Genomic DNA, 20,014 nt, shown 5'->3' on the forward strand with positions numbered 1-20,014 from the left:
CGGCATCGAAAATGCCCTCGATGGCCTCGCTGAATATACCAACGCTCAAACCATCTGCACAAACCTCAACCCTTGAGGCGTCTCCAGCATCGCAAGTTTCCCGGAAAGCGAATATGAGCAGAAATCATAAGAAAGTACCGGCCAGCATCGGCATATTCGGCGCTACCGGCCATATCGGTGGACCCATGGCCCATTGGCTGCGTTATCATGCGCCTGATGTGAGGGTGCGGTTGATCACCAGCCGTCAGGGGAGCGTCGCCGGACTGGAAGCGGCCTTTCCCGGTTGTGAGGTTGTGGTTGGCGACTATTACGACCTGCCCTCGCTCACGGAGGCGGTGGCGGGTCTGGAAGGGCTGTTCGTGGTTACGACCACGGGAACCCGCGAGGAACCGGCGATGACCAATCTGATCTCGGCGGTCAACGCGTCCAACAGCCTGATCCACATGATCCGCCTGGTCGGCGTCTTCCCTTCGATCCATCCCCAGCGCATTCCCAAGGCGCTTTCCCGATTCGGGTTCGGGCTGGAGACGCAGCATCCGATCGCGCGCCGCCTGCTAGATGATTCCGGTCTGCCAGTGACCTATTTCAACATTGGCGCGAGCTTCATGGACAATTTGCTGAACCCGAGGATCTACTCGCTCGGTCCTGGGACGCTTGCCTGGCCGGATCGGTGCGTGCCCTATATCGATCCGCGCGAGATTGGCGAGGCTGCCGCGCGGATATTGCTGAGCGACGATCATCGGCATCTCCACCAGTTCCATACGCTCAACAACGGGCAGGACAATCTCCACGAACATGAAGTGGTGGAGATGATGCGTGATGTGCTGCGGATAGACATCAGCTATGATCCGAGCAGGGAAGCCTTGTTCGCGATCATGCAGCCTGCCGTGGATCTGGGCTTCATACCCCCCGAGCTTCCCGAATATCTGTGGGAGTTCTTTCGGTACGAGGATGACAACGACGTCGCCTGGGTCCTCAACACTTTCCTCGAACGCACGCTGGGCCGCAAGCCGACGACGATGCGCTCATGGATACAGGAACATGCCGGGCAGTTGCGCCGGAACCTGACGGAAGCGCGCTGACATCCGAATGCTTCTTCCCCGATAGAAAATGGAACTGCTATATATGTTGCCCAACCGCAAGAAAGTCCCCGCCAGCATTGGAATTTTCGGGGCCACCGGCCATATTGGCGGGCCGATGGCCGCGTGGCTGCGCCGTCATGCGCCCGATGTCCGGGTGCGCCTCATCACCAGCAACCCGGCCAGCGTGGACGCGCTGCGCAATCGGCATCCCGGTTGCGAGGTCGTGGTTGGCGATTATTATGATCGCAGCTCGCTCACGAAGGCGGTGGCTGACATGGAGGGGCTGTTCGTCATCGCGACGACCTGGACGCGCGAGGAGGAGGCGATGACAAATCTCGTCGCGGCGATCCGGGAAGCGGATTGCCTGACCCATATGATCCGGGTGGTCGGCGAGCTTCCCAATGCCAATCTGCGCCGCGTACCGCCGGAACTCCATGAATTTGGCCTGGGCATCGAATTGCAGCATCCGATCGCGCGTCGGATCATCGATGATTCCGATCTGCCGAACACCTATTTCAACATCGGCGCGTCGTTCATGGATAATCTGCTGCGGCCGGGCATGTTCGTTCCGGAAAAGCGCAAGCTGCAATGGATGGAACATCGCGTGCCCTATATCGACCCGCGTGAAATAGGAGAGGCGGCGGCTCGCGTCCTGCTGGATGACGACCACCGGCATCTCTACCAGTTCCATACGCTCAACAATGGCCAGGACTATCTATTCTTCCGGGATGTCGCCGCGATCATGAGCGATGTCCTCCAGACCCATATTGCTTTCGATGCGGATGAGGAAAATTTCCTGGCCGTGCTGCGCCGGGGTGTCGAGGCGGGCACCATGCCTGCCATGCTGCCCGATTATCTGCTGCACTATCATGGCTATGAGGAGGAAAATCAGGTTGGCTGGGCGCTCAACGATTTCCTCGAACGGACATTGGGCCGCAAGCCGACCACGATGCGCGCCTGGCTCATGGAATATAAGCCGTTCTTCCTGAAGCAGCTGAATGCCGCCGTCTCCTGAAGGACTGCCATCCGATTGTAAACAACATCCGAAAGACATCCCATAAATCGAATATCATTCCGTTTTTCCCGGTAGCTTGATGACATTCCCGTTCTCCGGAGGCCGGGTGGCGCTCCGGCGCGGCTGATCGATAAGTCCACTCAGATTGGTAGCTTCGGTCATCGTGCGATCCTGACTTTCGACCTATCCCGACCCGACACGAAAAAACAGCAGAGCAGTCGTGGCTGTCATGTCGGAGGGGTTGATGATCGGAAGGAAGTTTCTTTGCTCTTGTCTTGCGGTGACGAGCCTGGCCGCTCTTGGCGGCACGGCCATGGCGCAGGCCAGCGACGCCGCTCAGCCGGAGCCTGAAGGCGACATCGTCGTCACCGCGCAGAAGCGGGCAGAGAATGTCCAGGAAGTGCCCATTTCGATCGCTGCCTTCTCGGCAGAAGGCCTGCAGAAATCCAATGTGGCGGGCGTGCAGGATCTGGGCAGGGTCGCAACCAATTTCTATGCGTTCAAGGGGCTTCAGGCGGCAAGCATCCGGCTCAATATTCGCGGCATTGGCGCGGTTGGCGCAGCCGCTATCGAACCAAGCGTCGCCGTGTTCATGGACGATATCTATCTTCCCCGTGCCGGCGCCATCGTGGGTTCGATGCTGGACATGGAAAGCGTGGAGGTTCTGCGCGGCCCGCAAGGGACGTTGTTCGGCCGTAACGCCAGCGTGGGCGCCCTGTCGCTGCATTCAGCGACGCCGAAGCCCGATTTCTCTGCTCGCGTGACCGGTGAGATCGGCAATGGCGACCGCTATAAGCTCGACGGCTACATCAATGTGCCGGTCACGGACACTGTCGCGGTCCGCCTTGCCGGGATGCGGCAATGGTTCGGCGGATATTGGCATAATGCGCTCGATGGCCGTCAATATGGCGGGACCGACGATACAGTCCTGCGCGGGTCGGTTCGGGCGGATTTCGGAAATGTCGTCTGGACGGTTCGTGCCGATTACGCGAAATCGACGGGCGACGGCGTGTCCAATGTCGATTTCGATCGAACGTCGGTTTCACCCGCGCAACTGGACGCTTTTCGTTCGCGCCTTGGGGGGCTTTTGCCCGATACCAACCTCGATGATCGGATTTTCAACAGCTACATCACCGCGAAGCTGAATGACCGCCAGTGGGGCGTGTCGAGCCATCTGGACTGGGACGTGGCCAATGCGACGGTGCGCCTGATCAATTCCTATCGGAAGTGGCGTAACGACCAGCTCGACGGGGACGGCCTTTTCACGCCCGCGCCCATCACTTCGCGCCGCTCCAACTTCCGCTCTGGCAGCCAAAGTCATGAGTTGCAGTTCATTTCGCCACAAGGACAGTGGTTGGGAGGGGCGCTGGATGCCGTTGCCGGTCTGTATTATTTCAAGGAAGAATATGACATCAGCGAGAAGCTCCAGCTGAACTCGCAATTCTGCAACATCCTGGTGCCGCTGGTCGTTCGGCCGGCCTGCAACGCGACGCTTGCCGCAGGCCGCGGGGTCGATGCGACGGACCAGCAGGTGCATCAGCGCGCCCGGAGCTTCGCGGCCTATGGACAGGCGACCTTTCATCTGACACCGACGCTTTCGCTGGCGCTCGGAGCCCGGTGGACGCAGGACAAGAAGAGCGGGGATTATGCGCAGCGCGTCAACAACCCCTTCGCCGCCGTGCAGCGCGCCGTGGAGATACTCACCTTCCCAGACCTCTCGGATAATCGGCTGACCTATCGCGCCAGCCTCAACTACAAGCCCAATGACGATCTCCTGTTTTTCGTCAATCATTCGACCGGCTACAAATCGGGAGGCTATAATTCGGGGGCGGGCAATGTTGCGCTCTCAACCTTCGATGCGAACGGGAACCTGATTTCGACGCAGCGTGTGTTCGATCGTGAAACCGTCAAAAATTACGAAGTCGGCGCAAAAACGAGCTGGCTCGACGACAGCCTGACGGCGAATGTGACGTTTTTCCGGATGGATATTTCCGGTTTTCAGGATCGGGCCTTCAACGGCACCAGCTTTACCGTCCTGAATGCCGGCAATTTGCGCCAGCAGGGGTTCGAGCTTGACCTCGTGGCCCGGCCGACGCGGCGGTTTCGCGTTTCGGCATCCCTGGCGTATCTCGACTCCGGCTTCACGGACTATCCCAATGCAGCCGGATTGCCCGGCCTGGGCGGGACACAGGATCTCAAGGGCGCTCCTGTCACCTATTCGCCGGAATTCAGCGGCCGTTTCGGCTTCGACTGGTCCGGCGACGTCGGCGGCAGCGGCATGAGCTGGAATGTCGCGTCCGACCTGTCCTTCGTGTCCGATCAATATCAGGGACAGGTGAACGACGGCAATCCGCAGACGATCGAGGATGGATATGCCCTGCTGGGTGCGCGCCTGACCCTCAACGGTCCAGATGACCGCTGGTCGCTCGCCGTGTTCGGAAGCAATCTGACAAACACCCAATATTCCAACAGCAATTTCTATCAGGTTCTGGACGGTGTCTTTGGCCTGCGGAACGGTGTTTTCCCCGGGAGTACCGCCGTGCGGCGAATCCATGGGGACCCCCGGACCTATGGCGCTTCGCTGACCGTGCGGTTTTGAAACGAGTTGGGGGATGGACATGGCCTCCCCTCAAAGAAGGGAAGAATGATGGCTGGCCCGCTGACCGGGGTGAAGATTGTCGAGTTTGCCGGGCAGGGGGCGGCGCCCTTCGCCGCGATGATGCTTGCCGATCATGGCGCGGATGTCACTCGCATCTGCCGCATGGGGGCTGGCGCAGTCGATCCGTCGTCCGGCATGCGGGCGGAACATGATGTCCTGCTCCGGTCGCGCAGGACGCTGGAAATAGACCTCTCGACCGAAGAGGGACAATCGGTCGCGCGGGATATTGTCGCGGCGAGCGATGGCCTGATCGAAGGCTTCAGACCGGGCGTGATGGAGCGGCTTGGCCTGGGGCCGGATCAGCTGCTCAAGCGCAATCCGCGTCTGGTGTACGGGCGCATGACCGGTTGGGGCCAGACCGGCATCAACAGTGGACAGGGTGGTCACGATATCAATTACATTGCTGCCACCGGCGCGCTTCATGCCTGTGGGCGTGCCGGAGCGCCGCCGGTGCCGCCGCTCAACCTCGTCGGGGATTTTGGCGGTGGCGGGATGCTGCTCGCCTTCGCCATGGTGAGCGCCATCCTGTCGGCGCGGGGGAGCGGGGAGGGGCAGGTCATCGACTGCGCGATGACGGACGGCAGCGCCCTTCTGATGAGCATGATCTGGTCGCTGCACGCCGAAAGGCGGTGGCAGGACGAGCGCGGCGCCAATATGCTGGACGGTGGAGCCCCATTCTATCGGACCTATGAGACGGCGGACGGAAAATATCTGGCGGTCGGTGCCATTGAAGAGAAGTTCCACGCCGCGTTGATCGAGGCGCTGGGCCTGCCGGCCGATCCCGACGGCCGCGCGCACTGGAATCCTTCGCGGTGGCCAGAGCAGCATGCCATGCTGGAGGCGCATTTCCGTACCCGGACCAGGGACCAATGGTGCGCTGCGCTGGCCGAGGTCGATTGTTGCGTAACGCCGGTCCTGTCGCTGGCCGAGGTCGCTTCTCATCCTGTCAATATGGGCAGGGAAGCCTATCTCACGATCGATGACGTCGTGCAGCCGGCTCCCGCACCGCGTTATTCCCGATCGACCCTGGATCGCCCGCGCATGAGCGGGGCAGGTGAAGATCCCCAAGTCGTGCTGAAGGGTTTGGGCTATAGCGAGGATGAAATCGAACGGCTCGTCAAGGCTGGCGTGCTGGGGGGCGGGGGCCGGCAGGGCCGGGAATTGCCAAAGGCGTCGGAGAGGACCAATTGACCGTGACGAGCGGATTGCACCAACAGGCCACATTCAGCGCACAGCATTTGCGGGCTTTTGCCCGTTATCCCGACCGTATCGCCTTTTCATGGGACGGCGGCGCGCTGTCCTATCGTGGCGCCCTTGACCTGATTGGGCGCTTTCAGGCGATCTTTCAGGCATCGGGCCTTCCTGCCGGGAGTTGCGTGGGGGTTCTCAGCGGTAACCGGGCGGAGGCCTGGTGCGCATCGATCGCGGCCCTTGCATCGCGCTACATGACCACCTGGCTGCATCCGCTCGGTTCGCTGGCCGATCAGCTCTATCAACTGGAGGACTCAGGCGCGCGTCTGCTGATTGTCGATGTGGATCGCTTTGCCGATCGCGGTGAACAGCTTTCGGTCGGCGCTTCGGGAGTGGCGACGACCTACACGCTGGGTTCCGCCTCGTTCGGTGTCGATATGCTGGCTGCGGCGCGGGATGTGGGGACCCAGACGGCGCGCTGTTTCGCCTTGCCACGGGATAAGGCCACGATTTTCTACACGGGCGGGACGACGGGCCGGCCAAAGGGGGTGCTGCGGCTGCACAGGCAGCAAAGTCATTTCGCTGCCGCCAATCTGGTGAATTTTGAGTTTCCCGAAGTCCCGGTCTATCTCGCCGTCGCGCCGATCAGTCACGTCAGCGCGGGCATGTTGCTGCCGACATGGATACGTGGCGGGCGCGTGCATCTCCACAATGGATTCAATCCGGGCCGAATGATCGCGGCAATCGGCAAGGAACGGATCAACTTCTCCCTCCTCGTTCCCACCATGATTTACGCGCTGCTTGACGATCCGAGCCTGTCCTCGACCGATCTGTCCTCACTCGAGCTGCTGCTGTACGGCGCTGCGCCGATGTCGGCCAGCCGGCTCGAAGAAGGCCTGGACCGCATCGGGTCCGTTTTCTCCCAAATCTATGGTCAGTCGGAATGCATCATCATTTCCACATTGCGCCGGGCGGATCATGACCTCGCCAGGCCGGACCTGCTCCTGTCCTGCGGCATTCCGGCAGTCGGCTGCGACGTGCGGCTCATCGGCGATGACGGCCAGTCAGTGGCGGCGGGCATGGCGGGCGAGATATGTGCCCGCGCTCCCTGGGCCTTGGAGCGATATTGGAACCAGCCGGAGCAGACCTCTCAGGCAGTGGTCGACGGGTGGCTGCGCACCGGCGACATCGCGCGCTGCGATGAGCAGGGCTATCTCTACATCGTTGATCGCAAGAAGGACATGATCGTCACCGGGGGCTTCAATGTGTTCCCAAAGGAGGTCGAGGATGTCCTCAGTCGGCATCCGAAGGTCGGGTCGGTTGCCGTCGTGGGCGGCCCGGACCCGAAATGGGGCGAAGCCGTCATCGCCATGATCGTGCCGCGCGAGGGGCATGTGCCTGATCCAGCGGAACTGATCGAGATGGTCAAGGCGCAGAAAGGTGCCGTCTCCGCGCCAAAGGAGGTGCGGATTGTCGATCGGCTTCCACTCACCGCACTTGGGAAGATCGACAAGCAGGCGATCAAGGCGGCGCTCTGGAAAGGGCAGGAACGCCTTGTCTGACGACAGCGCAGCCCATCGTTGGGCCATGTGAAGATGTTCTGGAGATTTGTCGATGAAGGCATGGATTAGCACCGCCGCGGGAGGCCCGGAGACTCTGACATTTGGGGATTTGCCCGACCGGATTCCTCAGCGGGGCGAGGTTCTGGTGTCGGTCAAGGCCTGTGGCCTGAACTATCCCGATCTGTTGATGATGCGGGACGGCTATCAGTTCCGGATGCCCCGGCCCTTTGCGCCGGGGTCGGAGGTTTCCGGCGTGGTGGCCGCCATTGGCGAGGGCGTCGCGGATTTCGCGGTCGGCGACCGCGTGTTCGGCCTTTGCACCACGGGCGGTCTTGCCGAACAGGCGATACTCAGGGCACGGGATGCCTTTCACTTGCCCGCACGGATTTCGTTCGAGGATGGCGCGGGCTTTCTCTTCACCTATGGCACCAGCCATTATGCGCTGACGCGCCGGGGCAATCTTGCCAGGGGCGAGAAGGTTCTGGTGCTGGGGGCGGGCGGCGGCATCGGCCTGTCGGCAGTGGAGATTGCGTCGGCGCTGGGAGCGGTCGTGACGGCGGCGGCATCTGACGAGACGAAGCTCGATCTCGCGCGATCCCGTGGCGCCGCATCGGCGATGGCCTATCCGCGCGAACTGGAGCCTGACGCTGCAAAGGGCCTTGGGCAGGCGTTCAGGCAGGCGGCGGGTGATGGCGGGTTCGACGTGGTTGTCGATCCGGTCGGGGGCGCCTATTGCGAACCGGCGCTCCGCGCGACCGGATGGCACGGGCGTTATCTTGTCATCGGCTTTGCGGCAGGCATTCCAAAAGTGCCGTTGAACCTCCCGCTGCTTAAAGGCAGCAGCATAGTCGGTGTCGACTGGTATAATTTCGGGATGCGTGATCCTGCCGCACGGGCGCGGGATGTCGAGGCACTGGTCGCGATGATCGTGGATGGCCGGATCAAGCCATCCCCTTCCACCGTCGTGGGCTTTGCCGAAGCCCTGGACGCCCTTGTCATGCTGGACGCCAGGGCGATCGCGGGGAAAGTGGTCGTCACCCTGGAGCATTTTCCACCCGGCTGAAATGACCCTCAACCTGCCGGAAGCGGGTCGAGCGCCATATGACCAACAAAGCCACATCAGATCCCAATCGGATCGTAGAACTTCAAGGATGCGTGATGTATTTCGATCTTTCGGACGAAGAAAAGGAAATCAAGGCAAGGGCAGCCGCCTTCGTTGACGAGGTGTGCAAGCCTCTGGAAGATCGCTGGGCCTTTGATGATTATGACATGCCGGCGGAAGATCTGTTCCATGTCGCCCGCAAGTTCAAGGAATATGGCCTGCGCGGACTCTCTGTCCCCAAGGAGGTCGGTGGCCTGGGGCTTGGCACCGTCGCCAAATGTCTGGTCTATGAGGAGATTATGCGTTCGCATGTCGTCCACGGCAATCTGACGACCTATTCGGGCTTCCTTGAACCCAGCCCCGCTTTGCATCAGGCGCCCGAATGGCAGAAGGAGAAATATCTCTACCCGATCCTTCAGGACGAGAAATTCTTCCACATTCACATCTCCGAGCCGGGGGCCGGATCGGATGCGGCGAACATCCGGACCACCGCGATCCGCGATGGCGGCCATTTCATCATCAACGGCACGAAGCGCTGGGCGCCGCCCCCGGTCCACCCGATCGTCGTGCCCAGCTATCTGCTCTGCTATGCCGTGACCTCTCCCGAAAAGGGGCATAGGGGCATCAGCACCATCCTGGTCGACTATCCCACGCCGGGCCTCACCATTGGCGAGGAATATAGGACCCATGCGACCGGCAGCCTCGGCCGGGCATGCGATTATCATTACAAGGATGTAGCCGTGCCGGTCGAGAACATGCTTGGCGAGGAAGGCAGCGGCTTCCACTATCTCATGGACCAGCTCAACCGGAACCGGGTCGCGATCGGCGCCGGATATATCGGCAAGATGCGCTGGGCACAGCGGCGCGCGATCGCCCGCGCGAAGGAACGCGAGACTTTCGGCAAGCCACTGGCGGACCGGCAGGCGATCCAGTGGATGATCGCTGAAAATGAGATTGAGATCGAGCAGCTGAGCAACATGGTCTACAAGGCAGCCTGGCTGCTCGACCAGGGGCGCGATCCACGCAGCGAGGTCGCGATGGTGAAGGCGGTGGCCGCCGTCTATGGCGGCAATGTCGTCGATCGCGCCATCCAGATTCATGGCGGTTTGGGCGTCATAGAGCAGACTCGCCTGATCCAGCTTGCCGGTGAAGCGCGCGTCGGCCGCATTGCGGAGGGGAGCACGGAGGCGATGAAGATGATCATTGCCAAGGAAGCGCTGCGACGCGGCTGACGCTGGTTGCTGCCGGGAACAGGGCGGGCCCATCCCGGCGGTGGCGCCCCGGCCGTTCCCATCCGCCGGACCTTGACTTGAGCCGGGTTTGTGACAAGTTGCCACCGCCGGATCGGGGCAGGAGCCGAGCGCGGGACGATCGGTTGCGATATGGGAAATCACTTGGCTTCGTCGCCGAACCAGTGCCGGGATTTTGTGCGGTCGACGGCGGACCGCCGTCACCTGACGATCGATGCCCGCTTCGCCATGGAAATCATGGCCGGACCGAAGCGGGCTGGTCACGACATCGACAAAATCCTGATGCGGGCCGGGATCGATCCGATGATCGCATCGCTTCCAGGCGCCCGGATCACGCTACGCAGCCTGGAACTTCTGATCGTCGGATTGATCAGGGCGACCGGGGACGAGTTGTGGCTCATCTGCAGCAGGCCGGTGAAGCCGGGCTCGTTCCGGTTCCTGTGCAATGCGCTGGTCCATTGCGATAGCTTGCGGGATGCGATCCGCGAAGCGGGGCGGTTCCTTTCGCTCGTCATGGACGATCTGCGTTTGTCCTTGCATGTGGAGGGGGACGCCGCCTGTTTGGCGCTGAACGACCTTTCAGGACCATCGTCGCAGAAGCCGCAGTTGCACGGGACGATCCTCCTTTTCGCATACGGAATCCTTTGCTGGTTGAGCCAGAAATCGATACCGTTGAAAGGTCTTCATTATTCCTTCGAGCAGAATTTCTTCAGTGGTGAACTGGCCAAGGTCTATCGCTCTCCCATAAAATATAATGAAGCGCGCAGCGAACTGGTCTTTCCGCGAGACATTCTGCAGTGGTCCGTCGTGCCCGACGTTGCCGACGCGCGCAAATTCCTGTCGGCCGTTCCCGGAATCCTCCTCATACGCTATCTGGACGAGATCACCATTTCTGATCGCGTGCGCAACATCCTGAAACGGAACGTCAAATATCATCTCTCTCTCGAGACGGTGGCTGCAATGCTTGCGACGTCCCCGCAGACATTGCGGCGCAGGTTAAAGGACGACGGCGTCTCGGGCTTCCAGCAGCTCAAAGATGATGTGCGACGCGATTTCGCTTTCGAGGCGCTGGCAAAGTCCAACCTGTCTCTCGAAGAGATAGCCGCCTCTTTGGGATTTGCCGAGGCAAGCGCCTTCCATCGCGCCTTCAGACGATGGTCGGACCTGACGCCGGGCCACTATCGGTTCGAACATGGAGCTACAGGCGTCCATCATTGAGACGCGATGTGAAGGGTGCGGCCGTGCGAACGATCAACATCCAGGCGTGATAAAAGAATCTGCCCCCCTGGGCCTGCCCTGACTTTCGAAATTACCAAAATTTCTGATCTGCATCGGATCGGATCGGTCCGTTCGAATCGTTCTTGGCGATCGTTATTAGCTTAGAAGGAGGTAATCCAATCATGATATCAACATCAAGCATATGATAAATAAGGACCATTCTCATTTCATACGACCCCATCCGTTGCTCTCGCCAATAATTTCGAAATTATTATTGCGGAGATTGCGGGTCTGTGCGAAGCAGGGTGACACAAAATGACAATAAGGTTCGGGAGAGGTTCCATGAAAACGCATGGTGTCAGTTGGATAGCGCTTGCCTCCAGTGCGGCGGCATTGGCTGTATCGGGATGTTGGGCGACTGCCCTGGCGCAGACGTCGCCTCCGCAAGGGGCAGCGGATGTTGGCGCGGCGGATATAGTCGTGACCGCGAACCGGCGCGAGCAGAGTCTTCAGGATGTCGGCATCGCGGTTGTCGCGCTGTCAGGGGAGGCGCTGAAGTCCAAGGGACTGTCCAGCAGTACCGATATCGCCCAGATCACGCCCGGCGTTTATGCATCGGGCAGTCTGGGAGGGCAAAGCCAGCAGTTCACGATCCGCGGCGTGACCCAGTCCGACTTCAATGATGCGATAGAGGCGCCGGTGGCGGCCTATGTCGATGACATATATATCCCCACGCAGCAGGGCCAGACGCTGGCCCTCTTCGATGTGCAGCGCGTCGAGGTGTTGAAGGGACCGCAAGGGACGCTCTTTGGACGCAATGCGACGGGCGGCCTGGTGAACACCGTCATCGTGCAGCCCGACAGCAGCAGGCTGAGCGGGTTTGGCGACATATCCTATGGCCGCTTCAATGAAGCCAAGGCCGAAGCCGCCTTGAACGTTCCGCTGGGAGAGTGGGCGGCGATCCGGGCATCGGGCTATTATTCCCGGATCTCGAATTTCTGGCACAATGTCTATCCCGAGGGTCTGGCCGCCGGCGCGCCCGCCGATTTCGGATCGCCCGGCAGTCATCCGTCCCCCTGCTGCCAGGATGAGGGCGGGAACGAAACCTATGCGGGACGCCTGCAACTCAAGCTCACGCCGACCGATGCCCTTACCATCCGCCTGATGGGGCAGGGCGCCAGGCAGGATTTGTCGACTGCGCCCTATACGGCGGTTGCCGCCATCGGCACCTATGATGATCAGGGGCGGCTCATCCAGTCGGACCGTGCGTCACCAACCGAAACGCGGCTCGCCATTGGGTCCGATGGCGGAAATTACACGAATTTCGCGGCAATTCCGCTGGCCGCTTTCGCCTTCCCCGGGGATGGAACCAGGGCGCCCGGCGCGACATGGTTCGGCTATGATCCGGTAAGCGCGGATGATTTGAAGCTGTCTTCGGACTTTGCCCGCAACCGCCTGAACAGGGCTAGCGGCTATCAACTCTCTTCTCATGTCGATTATGATTTTGGCGGCGTCACCCTCACATCCATTACGGCCTATCAGCACTATAAGAAGCAGTTCCTGATGGATGGAGACGGTACGCCGAACAATCTCTTCCTCTTCGGGACGAAGGCGAATACGGATGCCTGGTCGGAGGAACTGCGGCTGAGTGGTCGATCGACCGGCCTCAACTGGACGACGGGCCTCTATTTCCTCGATATCGACGCCCACACGACCCAGGGCCTGCTCGGCCCGAAGGGGTCCTTGCTGGCCGCCGGGTTCGGACTTCCCGACGATGGCGTGGATGCGATCGACGTCGTGCGATTGAAAACGCGTTCCATTTCCGTCTTCGGGCAGTTTGATTATGAATTCGCGCCGCGATGGACCATCGTTCTTGGTGGACGATTGATCCGGGAGCGGCAGATTTATGACTTCGTATCGTTCGCCGCGCGGAATGACGACGACTTTACGGTTGACGACCAAGTCGCGCTTTTCCTGCTCCAGCCCGATTATGCCGATCGACGGTCCAAGACGCTCTGGGCGGCCAAGGCGCAGCTTGAATACCGTCCGGCCGAGCGGATATTGATCTATGCCGGGGTGAACCGTGGCGTGAAGGGCGGCAGCTACAACGCGCCGATCCCAGACGGCAGCCCGCCGCTGAGCAGCGCGCTGATGTCCTATGGCCCGGAGACGCTGATCAATTATGAGGGCGGCGTGAAGTTTGGCGATCGGCTGTTCTCGGTGAACGCTTCTGCCTTCTACTACGACTATCAGGACTATCAGGCCTTTCTGTTCCGTAACAATTCAGGCTTCGTCCAGAATACCGATGCCAGGGTTTATGGCTTCGATATCGATATGGGGTTCCAGTTGGCTGACGGCCTGCACGCGACGGTCGGTGGTTCCTATACTCATGCCGTCATTCCCGATTTCGAGATTGCGCCGGGCGTGTTTCGCGATGTGCGCCCGACCTACGCGCCCCGCACCCAGCTTTCCGGCGACCTCACCTATACGGTGCCATCCGATGTGTTCGACGGACGCCTGACCTTGAACGCGCAGGCGAGCTATGCATCGGGTTTCTACCACAATATCCGCAACTTCAACGCGGATTGGTTCAACGGACGCACGCTGATCAACCTGTCCGGCAACTGGACCGCGAACTCCGGCATCCGCATTGGCGTCTATGCGAAAAATCTGCTCGATAAGCGATACGGCCTGATAGGGTTCGACAGCGTGGCGAATTTCGGGGGCAATATCGAATCCTATGGCATGCCGCGAACTTATGGCGTCAGCCTGGGGTATAAATTCTAGAGCGGATTCAACTGCATCGGCGCGGAGTTGCCGGCGGGGGGATTCGCCGCTGCCGCGCCGATGGAAGTGCTTTCGAAAATGGAGAAAATTCCAATCGACGGGGGCCAATAAATAGGGATTTGTTGCTAGAAACTGAGGCATTTCTAGCTGTTTATTCGCCATCTTAAGATGGCGCTTGAATTTCGAAAATTATCTCCTTAGGCAAGTAAGGAGCAGATGCAGACAGGCCATGGCCCGGAGAGGAAAGTTCGCATGAGTTCTGAACCATTTGTCGCAGCAATCGATCCGGCAAGGTCGGCCGCAACATTGCCGGAGTCGATGCGCGTGGCGCGGATGCACGAAGTGGGTGGTCCGCTGATGATCGAGCGGGTTCCCGTTCCGACGCCCGGCGACCGCGATGTTCTGGTGCGCGTCCGTTCCTGCGGGATCGTCCCCAATCTGGGCAACATCCTGTCGAACTGGACGACATGGTTTCCCGATCTTCCTCTGCCGCCTTTCCCGGCGGTCTTCGGCCTCGACCCCGCAGGCGAGGTCGTCGCGACCGGCAAGAACGTCTGTGACGTCAAGCCCGGCGACCGGGTTTACGTCAATCCGGGCCGTTCCTGCGGGACATGCCGTCACTGTTCAGGCGGTGACCCGGTCGCATGTGAATATTATGCTTTCAACGGCTATTTCGGTTTCTCCCGGAAGGCGTTGCGCATGTATGCCGAATATCCCTATGGCGGCATGTCGGAATATATGACGGCGCCCGCCACGGCACTGGTGCCGCTGCCAGAGTCGGTCACTTTCGATCAGGCCGCCAGATTGGGCTATATCGGCACGGCCTATTCCGCGCTGAAGAAGGCCAATGTCGGTCCCGGTTCCGTCATTTTGATCCAGGGCGCGAGCGGCACATTGGGGCTGGGCGGCGTCATCGGCGCATTGGCGCTGGGCGCTCGGAGGATTCTTGGAACGGGCCGCGACCGGGCATTGCTCGCGAAGGTCAAGGCGCTTGCGCCGGATCGTATCGAAACCTTCAGCATCGAGGACGGGTCCGTTGCCGAGTGGGCCAAGGTCCTGACCGGTGGTGAGGGCGTGGATGCCTCCATCGATTGCCTTGGCCCCGGCGCCCGGCATGAGACGTTTCTGGAAGGGGTCTATAGCCTGCGTCGCGGTGGCGCGCTGGTCAATGTCGGCGCGACGGCCGGGAATGTGCCGCTGGATGTCCATTATATGATGGACCGGAACATGCGCCTGATCGGGTCGCTGTGGTTCACCACCCAGGAAGGCCTTGAAATGGCGGCCCTTGCCGAATCCGGCATCCTGGATCTGTCGATCTTCGAGCATAATGCCCATCCGCTGGAACAGGTCAACGAAGCCATTTCCGGAATTGCGGCCAGAAATGGCGGCTTTTCAAACTATGTGATTCATCCCTGATCCGGATTGAAAGATCGATGATACAGCAGCAGATATGCAGCGTGGAATTGGCGGACGGATATGCCGATATATTCGTCGCCCACCCCGGGAAGGAACCCGCTCCGGTCGTTCTGTTCTATATGGATGGTCCCGGCATTCGTGAAGAATTGCACCAGATGGCGCGGCGTTTCGCCGAACAGGGATATTATGTCGTTCTGCCCGATCTCTATTACAGGTCCGGTGCGGCGGGGCGGCCGGGGGAACGGGCGACCGATCCCGCGGCGCCCGAACACGAGCAGATGTGGCAGCTCATCCAGTCGCTGACATTCCCGGCGGTGATGGCTGATACCACGGCGCTGTTGCGATGGATCGACGAGCAGCCGGAAGCGGACAGTTCCCGCATCGCCGCCATCGGTTACTGCATGAGCGGGCGCTTCGCCATCACGGCGGCGGCGACCTGGCCGGATCGGATCAAGGCAGCGGCGTCCATTTACGGCACGTCGCTTGTGACCGATGGGGACGACAGCCCGCATCATATCGCCGCGAAAGCCCGGGGCGCCCTGTATTTCGGCTTTGCGGAACTCGACCAGTTTGCCAGCACCGCCGATATACCGGCGATTGAGGCCGCTTTAAAAGGAGCAGCGACGAAATGGACGTGCGAGGTGTTTCCCGGGGTGGACCATGGGTTCGCCTTTCCCAATCGTGCGACCTATGATGCGCCATCGGCCGAACTGCACTGGCAGCGACTTTTCCATCTTCTCGACGGTGAACTGAAGAATGGCTGATGAACGGGCAATTTTCGATGTCATCGTCGTCGGGGCCGGACCGGTCGGGGCGATTGCCGCGCTGTTGCTGGGGCGGGAGGGACTGAATGTCCTGGCGGTCGAGGCGGAGGTCGTCCCCTATGACAAGCCCCGGGCGATCGGCATAGACCATGAATCGATGCGTGCGTTGCAGAAATTGGGCGTGATGGACGATCTGGCGCCCTATCTGGGGGCCTATCGCGCTTCGGAATATCGCTCCGCCAGCGGCGATGTGCTGCGGCGAATCATACCGCAGCCGGAGCCCCATCCGCTGTCATGGCCGCCTTATAGCACCTTCATCCAGCCGGAACTGGAGCGGCTGCTACGCGCCGCGATGGTGGACCACACCTCGATCGATGCCCGTTTCGGCTGGCGCTGCGAGCGCGTCACGGATGACGGGGAAGGGGTTTCGGTCGAACTGCTCGATCCTTCCGGGAAGCGCCTGACTGAACGGGCGCGCTATGTCGTCGCCTGCGACGGCGCATGGAGTCCTGTGCGGGAATCGCTGGGGATCAGCTTTGAGGATCTTCAGTTCGACGAGCCATGGCTGGTGGTCGATGTGCATGTGAACGACCGCTCGAACCTGCCGGACACCACGGTGCAATATTGCGACCCCAGCCGGCCCGCGACATTGGTGCATGGTCCCGGCGACCTTTGCCGCTGGGAGATCATGTTGCTGCCGGGCGAAGATCCAGCCGACATGGTCAGGGATGATGCGGTGTGGTCTTTGTTGAGCCGATGGCTGAGGCCGGGCGAGGGGCGGCTCTGGCGCGCGGCGACCTATCGTTTCCATGCCCTGGTCGCGGAATCCTGGGGGAAGGGGCGGGTATTCATTGCCGGCGATGCCGCGCATCAGACGCCGCCTTTCATGGCGCAAGGGCTTAACCAGGGCATTCGGGATGTCATCAATCTGAGCTGGAAACTGGCGGAAGTGATCCGGCACGGAGCGAATCCGGCGCTGCTGGGCAGTTATGAAACCGAACGGCGCCCAAATTGCCGTTCCGTCATAGAACTGACGAAGGAACTCGGCCGGTTGATCTGCGAGCGCGATGGAGAACGCGCCGCGGAAAGAGACAGGAAATTGCTGGACGAAATGGCGTCTGGGCGGGGAGAGATCGTGCGCCAGGACCTGCTGCCGCCCATTGCCGACGGGTTCCTCTTTCGTGACGCGACCGGGCGGTTGTCGCCCGGCGCCGGGGTCGTTTTTCCGCAACCCGTGGTCGAGGTGGACGGCGCTGAGGGTCGCATGGACGATGTGTTGCAGGCCCGCCATCTTCTCGTGCTGGACGATGCCACAGCGATGGACGCTTCAGTAAGGGAAAGGGCGATGGCGATGGGCATTGCCGTCGTCGCGCTGGATGGCGGCGTTTTAAGTCCGGACGTGCTGCGCATGCGCGACCCGTCGCGGATCATTACAACAATGATGGGCAAATATGGCGCAGCCGCCATGCTGGTGCGTCCTGACCATCTGGTTTTCGGGAGCGTGTCCAGAATGGAAGATGCAGGCCGGTTGCTTTCCGCGTTCGAGGTGCTGCGGGATCGGGAAATGGCTTGAGGGAAGGCGATGGGCAGCTGGAGCCCACCGAATACTGGACATTAGCGCACCTCCCCATTACCTTGGACAAGATTTTCGAAAAGGGTATGGCGTGAAGGAACCAAGAGTTGCTGATCAACGGTCACGGACGCTTGTAGGCGGAACGTTAGCGACGGATATTCTTCACAGATTGCGTGACGATATCATCAGTTGCGCTTTGCCGCCGGGTGAGCGGCTGCGTTTCGAAAATCTGCGTGAAATCTATGGCGCCAGTTTTTCCACGCTGCGTGAGGCGCTTTCGTGTCTCGCGTCGGAGAGGCTGGTGGTGTCCGAAGGGCAGCGCGGTTTCGCGGTCGCTCCGATTTCGCGTGAGGACCTGCTGGATTTGACCGACGCGCGCGTTCTGATCGAGCGGGAATGCGTGGCCCGGTCGATGCTGCGTGGCGGATCGGCGTGGAAATCGGAAATGCTGGCCGCCTATCATCGGCTGGATCGCGTTGAAGCCCAGCAGATGGACCAACATGTCGTCTCTCCGGAATGGGATGCGCGCCATTTTGATTTTCATGAAAGCCTGGTGGCGACGGCGGCTTCCCCGACGATGATGGAAATCCGCAAATCATTGTTCGAAAGAGCGCGGCGTTATCGCCGTCTGTCGGCGTTGATGCGCAAGTCGCCACGGGCAAAGCGCGATGAGCATCGCGGCCTGCTGGAGGCGATGACGGGCGGCGATGTCGAACTGGCGCAGAACATGATCGAAAGCCATATCCGCGCCACGGCGAGTAATGTGCTCGACTCCATCCTGTTTGAAAATCAGCCGGCCACCCTGACGGGGTGATCTGGATTGCGCCGGTTATATCAGGAGGGATGGCTTTCGTCGGTCCGTCTTCGACTATAGCTGTCCTTGGGTGGCGCCTTCCTGATATTTCCTCGCCTGTTCAAGTCATGGCACGGCATCGTTGCATGCGCCTTGCACATTCTGTCTTATTGCGATGGTAGAACCGTGTCCTGCAAAGCGCGTAAGGCAATAGGATTGGCGATGATCCTAGGCGGTGCGGCTGGCTCAAACAAGGGGGGAAAGCGGTTCGAAATCACCGAACAGGCCGCGCGCCAATATCTCCAGGGGAACTTCCGGAGACAGCAGTCCGTGCCGCGTGGCGAATTCAATGTCGCGCCAGACGCGCTGCAGCGGGTTGTCATCGGCAAAGGCGCTCGCGCCTTGCACATCTAGAAGCTTGTTCACCGCCTGACGCGCCATCTGCGTGGCACGGCCGAGATCGACGCGCATCTGCGCGCGGCGCATGAAGGAAAGGGGTTCCCCCGCACGCCCGCCATCGGAAATCTCGTCGCACCAACGCTCGAGCGAGGCGCTGGCCATTTCGACCATGCTGGCTGCTTCGGCGATCGTAACCTGCATGGCTGGCGACTTCCGGAGGTCTGCGTAGCTGCTGTACGAGATGCGCTTGTTGCCCGCATTGACGCGATCGAGGGTCAGTTCGAGTGCCGCGCGTGCCAGACCGATCACGGGAGCGCCCAGCATGATCACCGCGTTGGCCGCGAAGGCTTCGCGGAAGGAGGCCTTGTCGCTTTGCCCGACCTCATTGGAAGCCAGCAGCCGCGAGAGCGGAGCGGTGCGATGGGTTGGCACGAAGACATCACTGGCGATAACGGTGTTGCTGCCGGTGCCGCGCATGCCGGCGAAGAACCACGTATCCTCTACCGTCAGGTCGTTCATCGGCATGACGACGACGCCTTGCTCGAAAGTACCGTCCTCTTGGGGAAGGGGAAGCGACAACAGCGCCCAATCGGCGTGGAGGCTGCCCGACGCGAAAGGCCACTTGCCATTGACCTTGTAACCGCCTTCGACTTTCGTCGCGGTTCCAAGCGGCGCAAACAACCCGATGAAACGGGCGTCCGGATTGCCGCTGAAAATATCCTCGACTGCCTGTTCTCCCAGATGGCAGGCGATCCAGACGGTGGCATTGGAGATGAAGGCGACCCAGGCGGCCGAACCGCAGCCGCGACCGATTTCCGCGACGACATCATGGTAAGTGCGCAGGTCCGCTTCGAGTCCGCCGAACCGCTTCGGTGTCCGAATCCGGAAAAGGCCCGCTTCGTGGAGCGCGGTCACGCTCTCTTCCGGCAGCCGCCGGTTGGCATCCGAATAGGTGCCGCCGGCGCGAAGCTGAGGCACCAATGCCGTGGCCCGCGCGACGAGTTCGTCGCGGAGAGCCTTCTGACCCTCTGCCGTATCCTCGGCATGAAGTTGTTGCAAAGCGCCCATCGCATCTCTCCCTGGTTCACCGCCGTCGGAATGCGACGATCACATTTCCGAATCCATATCAGAGAAGTATATAAATCAAAAATGATTTATAATCAATTCGTGGGGTCCCTTTGAAGAACGAGACGCGCCGACTTC

The 20,014-nt window shown here is 60.7% G+C and carries 14 protein-coding genes; 13 read left to right on the forward strand and 1 reads right to left on the reverse strand.

Features of this window, described 5'->3' with window-relative positions:
* The first annotated feature begins 113 nt into the window (after positions 1 to 113).
* The 13 genes from RUH75_RS11245 (at position 114) to RUH75_RS11305 (ending at position 18,433) form a co-directional block, all read left to right on the forward strand.
* A complete protein-coding gene (locus RUH75_RS11245) occupies positions 114 to 1,082 on the forward strand; it encodes an NmrA family NAD(P)-binding protein (RefSeq protein ID WP_313805848.1) in 969 nt (322 codons plus the stop codon).
* A gap of 28 nt (positions 1,083 to 1,110) precedes the next feature.
* Positions 1,111 to 2,097, forward strand: coding sequence for an NmrA family NAD(P)-binding protein (locus tag RUH75_RS11250; protein ID WP_313805850.1), 987 nt, complete (start codon positions 1,111 to 1,113; stop codon positions 2,095 to 2,097).
* Between the two features lie 280 nt (positions 2,098 to 2,377).
* Complete coding sequence (locus RUH75_RS11255; protein WP_313805852.1) at positions 2,378 to 4,696, forward strand: TonB-dependent receptor; 2,319 nt, start codon at positions 2,378 to 2,380, stop codon at positions 4,694 to 4,696.
* Positions 4,697 to 4,744: 48 nt separating this feature from the next.
* On the forward strand, positions 4,745 to 5,947 hold the full coding sequence (locus tag RUH75_RS11260) for a CaiB/BaiF CoA-transferase family protein (protein WP_313805854.1): 1,203 nt from the start codon (positions 4,745 to 4,747) through the stop codon (positions 5,945 to 5,947).
* 2 nt (positions 5,948 to 5,949) lie between these two features.
* Entirely contained in the window at positions 5,950 to 7,509 is a 1,560-nt protein-coding gene (locus RUH75_RS11265; protein ID WP_313805856.1) for an AMP-binding protein, read from the forward strand.
* Positions 7,510 to 7,561: 52 nt separating this feature from the next.
* A complete protein-coding gene (locus RUH75_RS11270) occupies positions 7,562 to 8,572 on the forward strand; it encodes an NADPH:quinone oxidoreductase family protein (RefSeq protein ID WP_313805858.1) in 1,011 nt (336 codons plus the stop codon).
* 95 nt (positions 8,573 to 8,667) lie between these two features.
* Positions 8,668 to 9,843 (forward strand): acyl-CoA dehydrogenase family protein, encoded by a 1,176-nt coding sequence (locus tag RUH75_RS11275; RefSeq protein WP_313805860.1) that lies wholly within the window; start codon positions 8,668 to 8,670, stop codon positions 9,841 to 9,843.
* A 321-nt stretch (positions 9,844 to 10,164) separates the two neighbouring features.
* A complete protein-coding gene (locus RUH75_RS11280; RefSeq protein ID WP_313805926.1) occupies positions 10,165 to 11,079 on the forward strand; it encodes an AraC family transcriptional regulator in 915 nt (304 codons plus the stop codon).
* 342 nt (positions 11,080 to 11,421) lie between these two features.
* Entirely contained in the window at positions 11,422 to 13,866 is a 2,445-nt protein-coding gene (locus RUH75_RS11285; protein ID WP_313805862.1) for a TonB-dependent receptor, read from the forward strand.
* A gap of 252 nt (positions 13,867 to 14,118) precedes the next feature.
* A complete protein-coding gene (locus tag RUH75_RS11290; protein WP_313805864.1) occupies positions 14,119 to 15,282 on the forward strand; it encodes an alcohol dehydrogenase catalytic domain-containing protein in 1,164 nt (387 codons plus the stop codon).
* 41 nt (positions 15,283 to 15,323) lie between these two features.
* Positions 15,324 to 16,046, forward strand: a complete 723-nt coding sequence (locus RUH75_RS11295; RefSeq protein WP_313805866.1) for a dienelactone hydrolase family protein — start codon at positions 15,324 to 15,326, stop codon at positions 16,044 to 16,046.
* Positions 16,039 to 17,619, forward strand: a complete 1,581-nt coding sequence (locus RUH75_RS11300; RefSeq protein WP_313805868.1) for a bifunctional 3-(3-hydroxy-phenyl)propionate/3-hydroxycinnamic acid hydroxylase — start codon at positions 16,039 to 16,041, stop codon at positions 17,617 to 17,619. The genes RUH75_RS11295 and RUH75_RS11300 overlap by 8 nt, the downstream gene beginning before the upstream one ends.
* Before the next feature lie 91 nt (positions 17,620 to 17,710).
* Positions 17,711 to 18,433: an FCD domain-containing protein gene (locus RUH75_RS11305; protein WP_313805870.1), complete on the forward strand. Its 723-nt coding sequence runs from the start codon at positions 17,711 to 17,713 to the stop codon at positions 18,431 to 18,433.
* A gap of 225 nt (positions 18,434 to 18,658) precedes the next feature.
* Here RUH75_RS11305 and RUH75_RS11310 read toward each other — a convergent pair whose 3' ends face one another.
* Entirely contained in the window at positions 18,659 to 19,879 is a 1,221-nt protein-coding gene (locus RUH75_RS11310; RefSeq protein WP_313805872.1) for an acyl-CoA dehydrogenase family protein, read from the reverse strand.
* Positions 19,880 to 20,014 lie beyond the last annotated feature (135 nt).

It is taken from the genome of Sphingobium sp., from assembly GCF_032153725.1.
In the GTDB taxonomy this organism is placed as follows: Bacteria; Pseudomonadota; Alphaproteobacteria; order Sphingomonadales; family Sphingomonadaceae; genus Sphingobium.

Coding starts and splice junctions, on each gene's coding strand:
- RUH75_RS11245 (WP_313805848.1), top strand. CDS start 114: ATGAGCAGAAATCATAAGAAAGTACCGGCCAGCATCGGCATATTCGGC.
- RUH75_RS11250 (WP_313805850.1), top strand. CDS start 1,111: ATGGAACTGCTATATATGTTGCCCAACCGCAAGAAAGTCCCCGCCAGC.
- RUH75_RS11260 (WP_313805854.1), top strand. CDS start 4,745: ATGGCTGGCCCGCTGACCGGGGTGAAGATTGTCGAGTTTGCCGGGCAG.
- RUH75_RS11270 (WP_313805858.1), top strand. CDS start 7,562: ATGAAGGCATGGATTAGCACCGCCGCGGGAGGCCCGGAGACTCTGACA.
- RUH75_RS11275 (WP_313805860.1), top strand. CDS start 8,668: ATGTATTTCGATCTTTCGGACGAAGAAAAGGAAATCAAGGCAAGGGCA.
- RUH75_RS11280 (WP_313805926.1), top strand. CDS start 10,165: ATGATCGCATCGCTTCCAGGCGCCCGGATCACGCTACGCAGCCTGGAA.
- RUH75_RS11285 (WP_313805862.1), top strand. CDS start 11,422: ATGAAAACGCATGGTGTCAGTTGGATAGCGCTTGCCTCCAGTGCGGCG.
- RUH75_RS11290 (WP_313805864.1), top strand. CDS start 14,119: ATGAGTTCTGAACCATTTGTCGCAGCAATCGATCCGGCAAGGTCGGCC.
- RUH75_RS11300 (WP_313805868.1), top strand. CDS start 16,039: ATGGCTGATGAACGGGCAATTTTCGATGTCATCGTCGTCGGGGCCGGA.
- RUH75_RS11310 (WP_313805872.1), bottom strand. CDS start 19,879: ATGGGCGCTTTGCAACAACTTCATGCCGAGGATACGGCAGAGGGTCAG.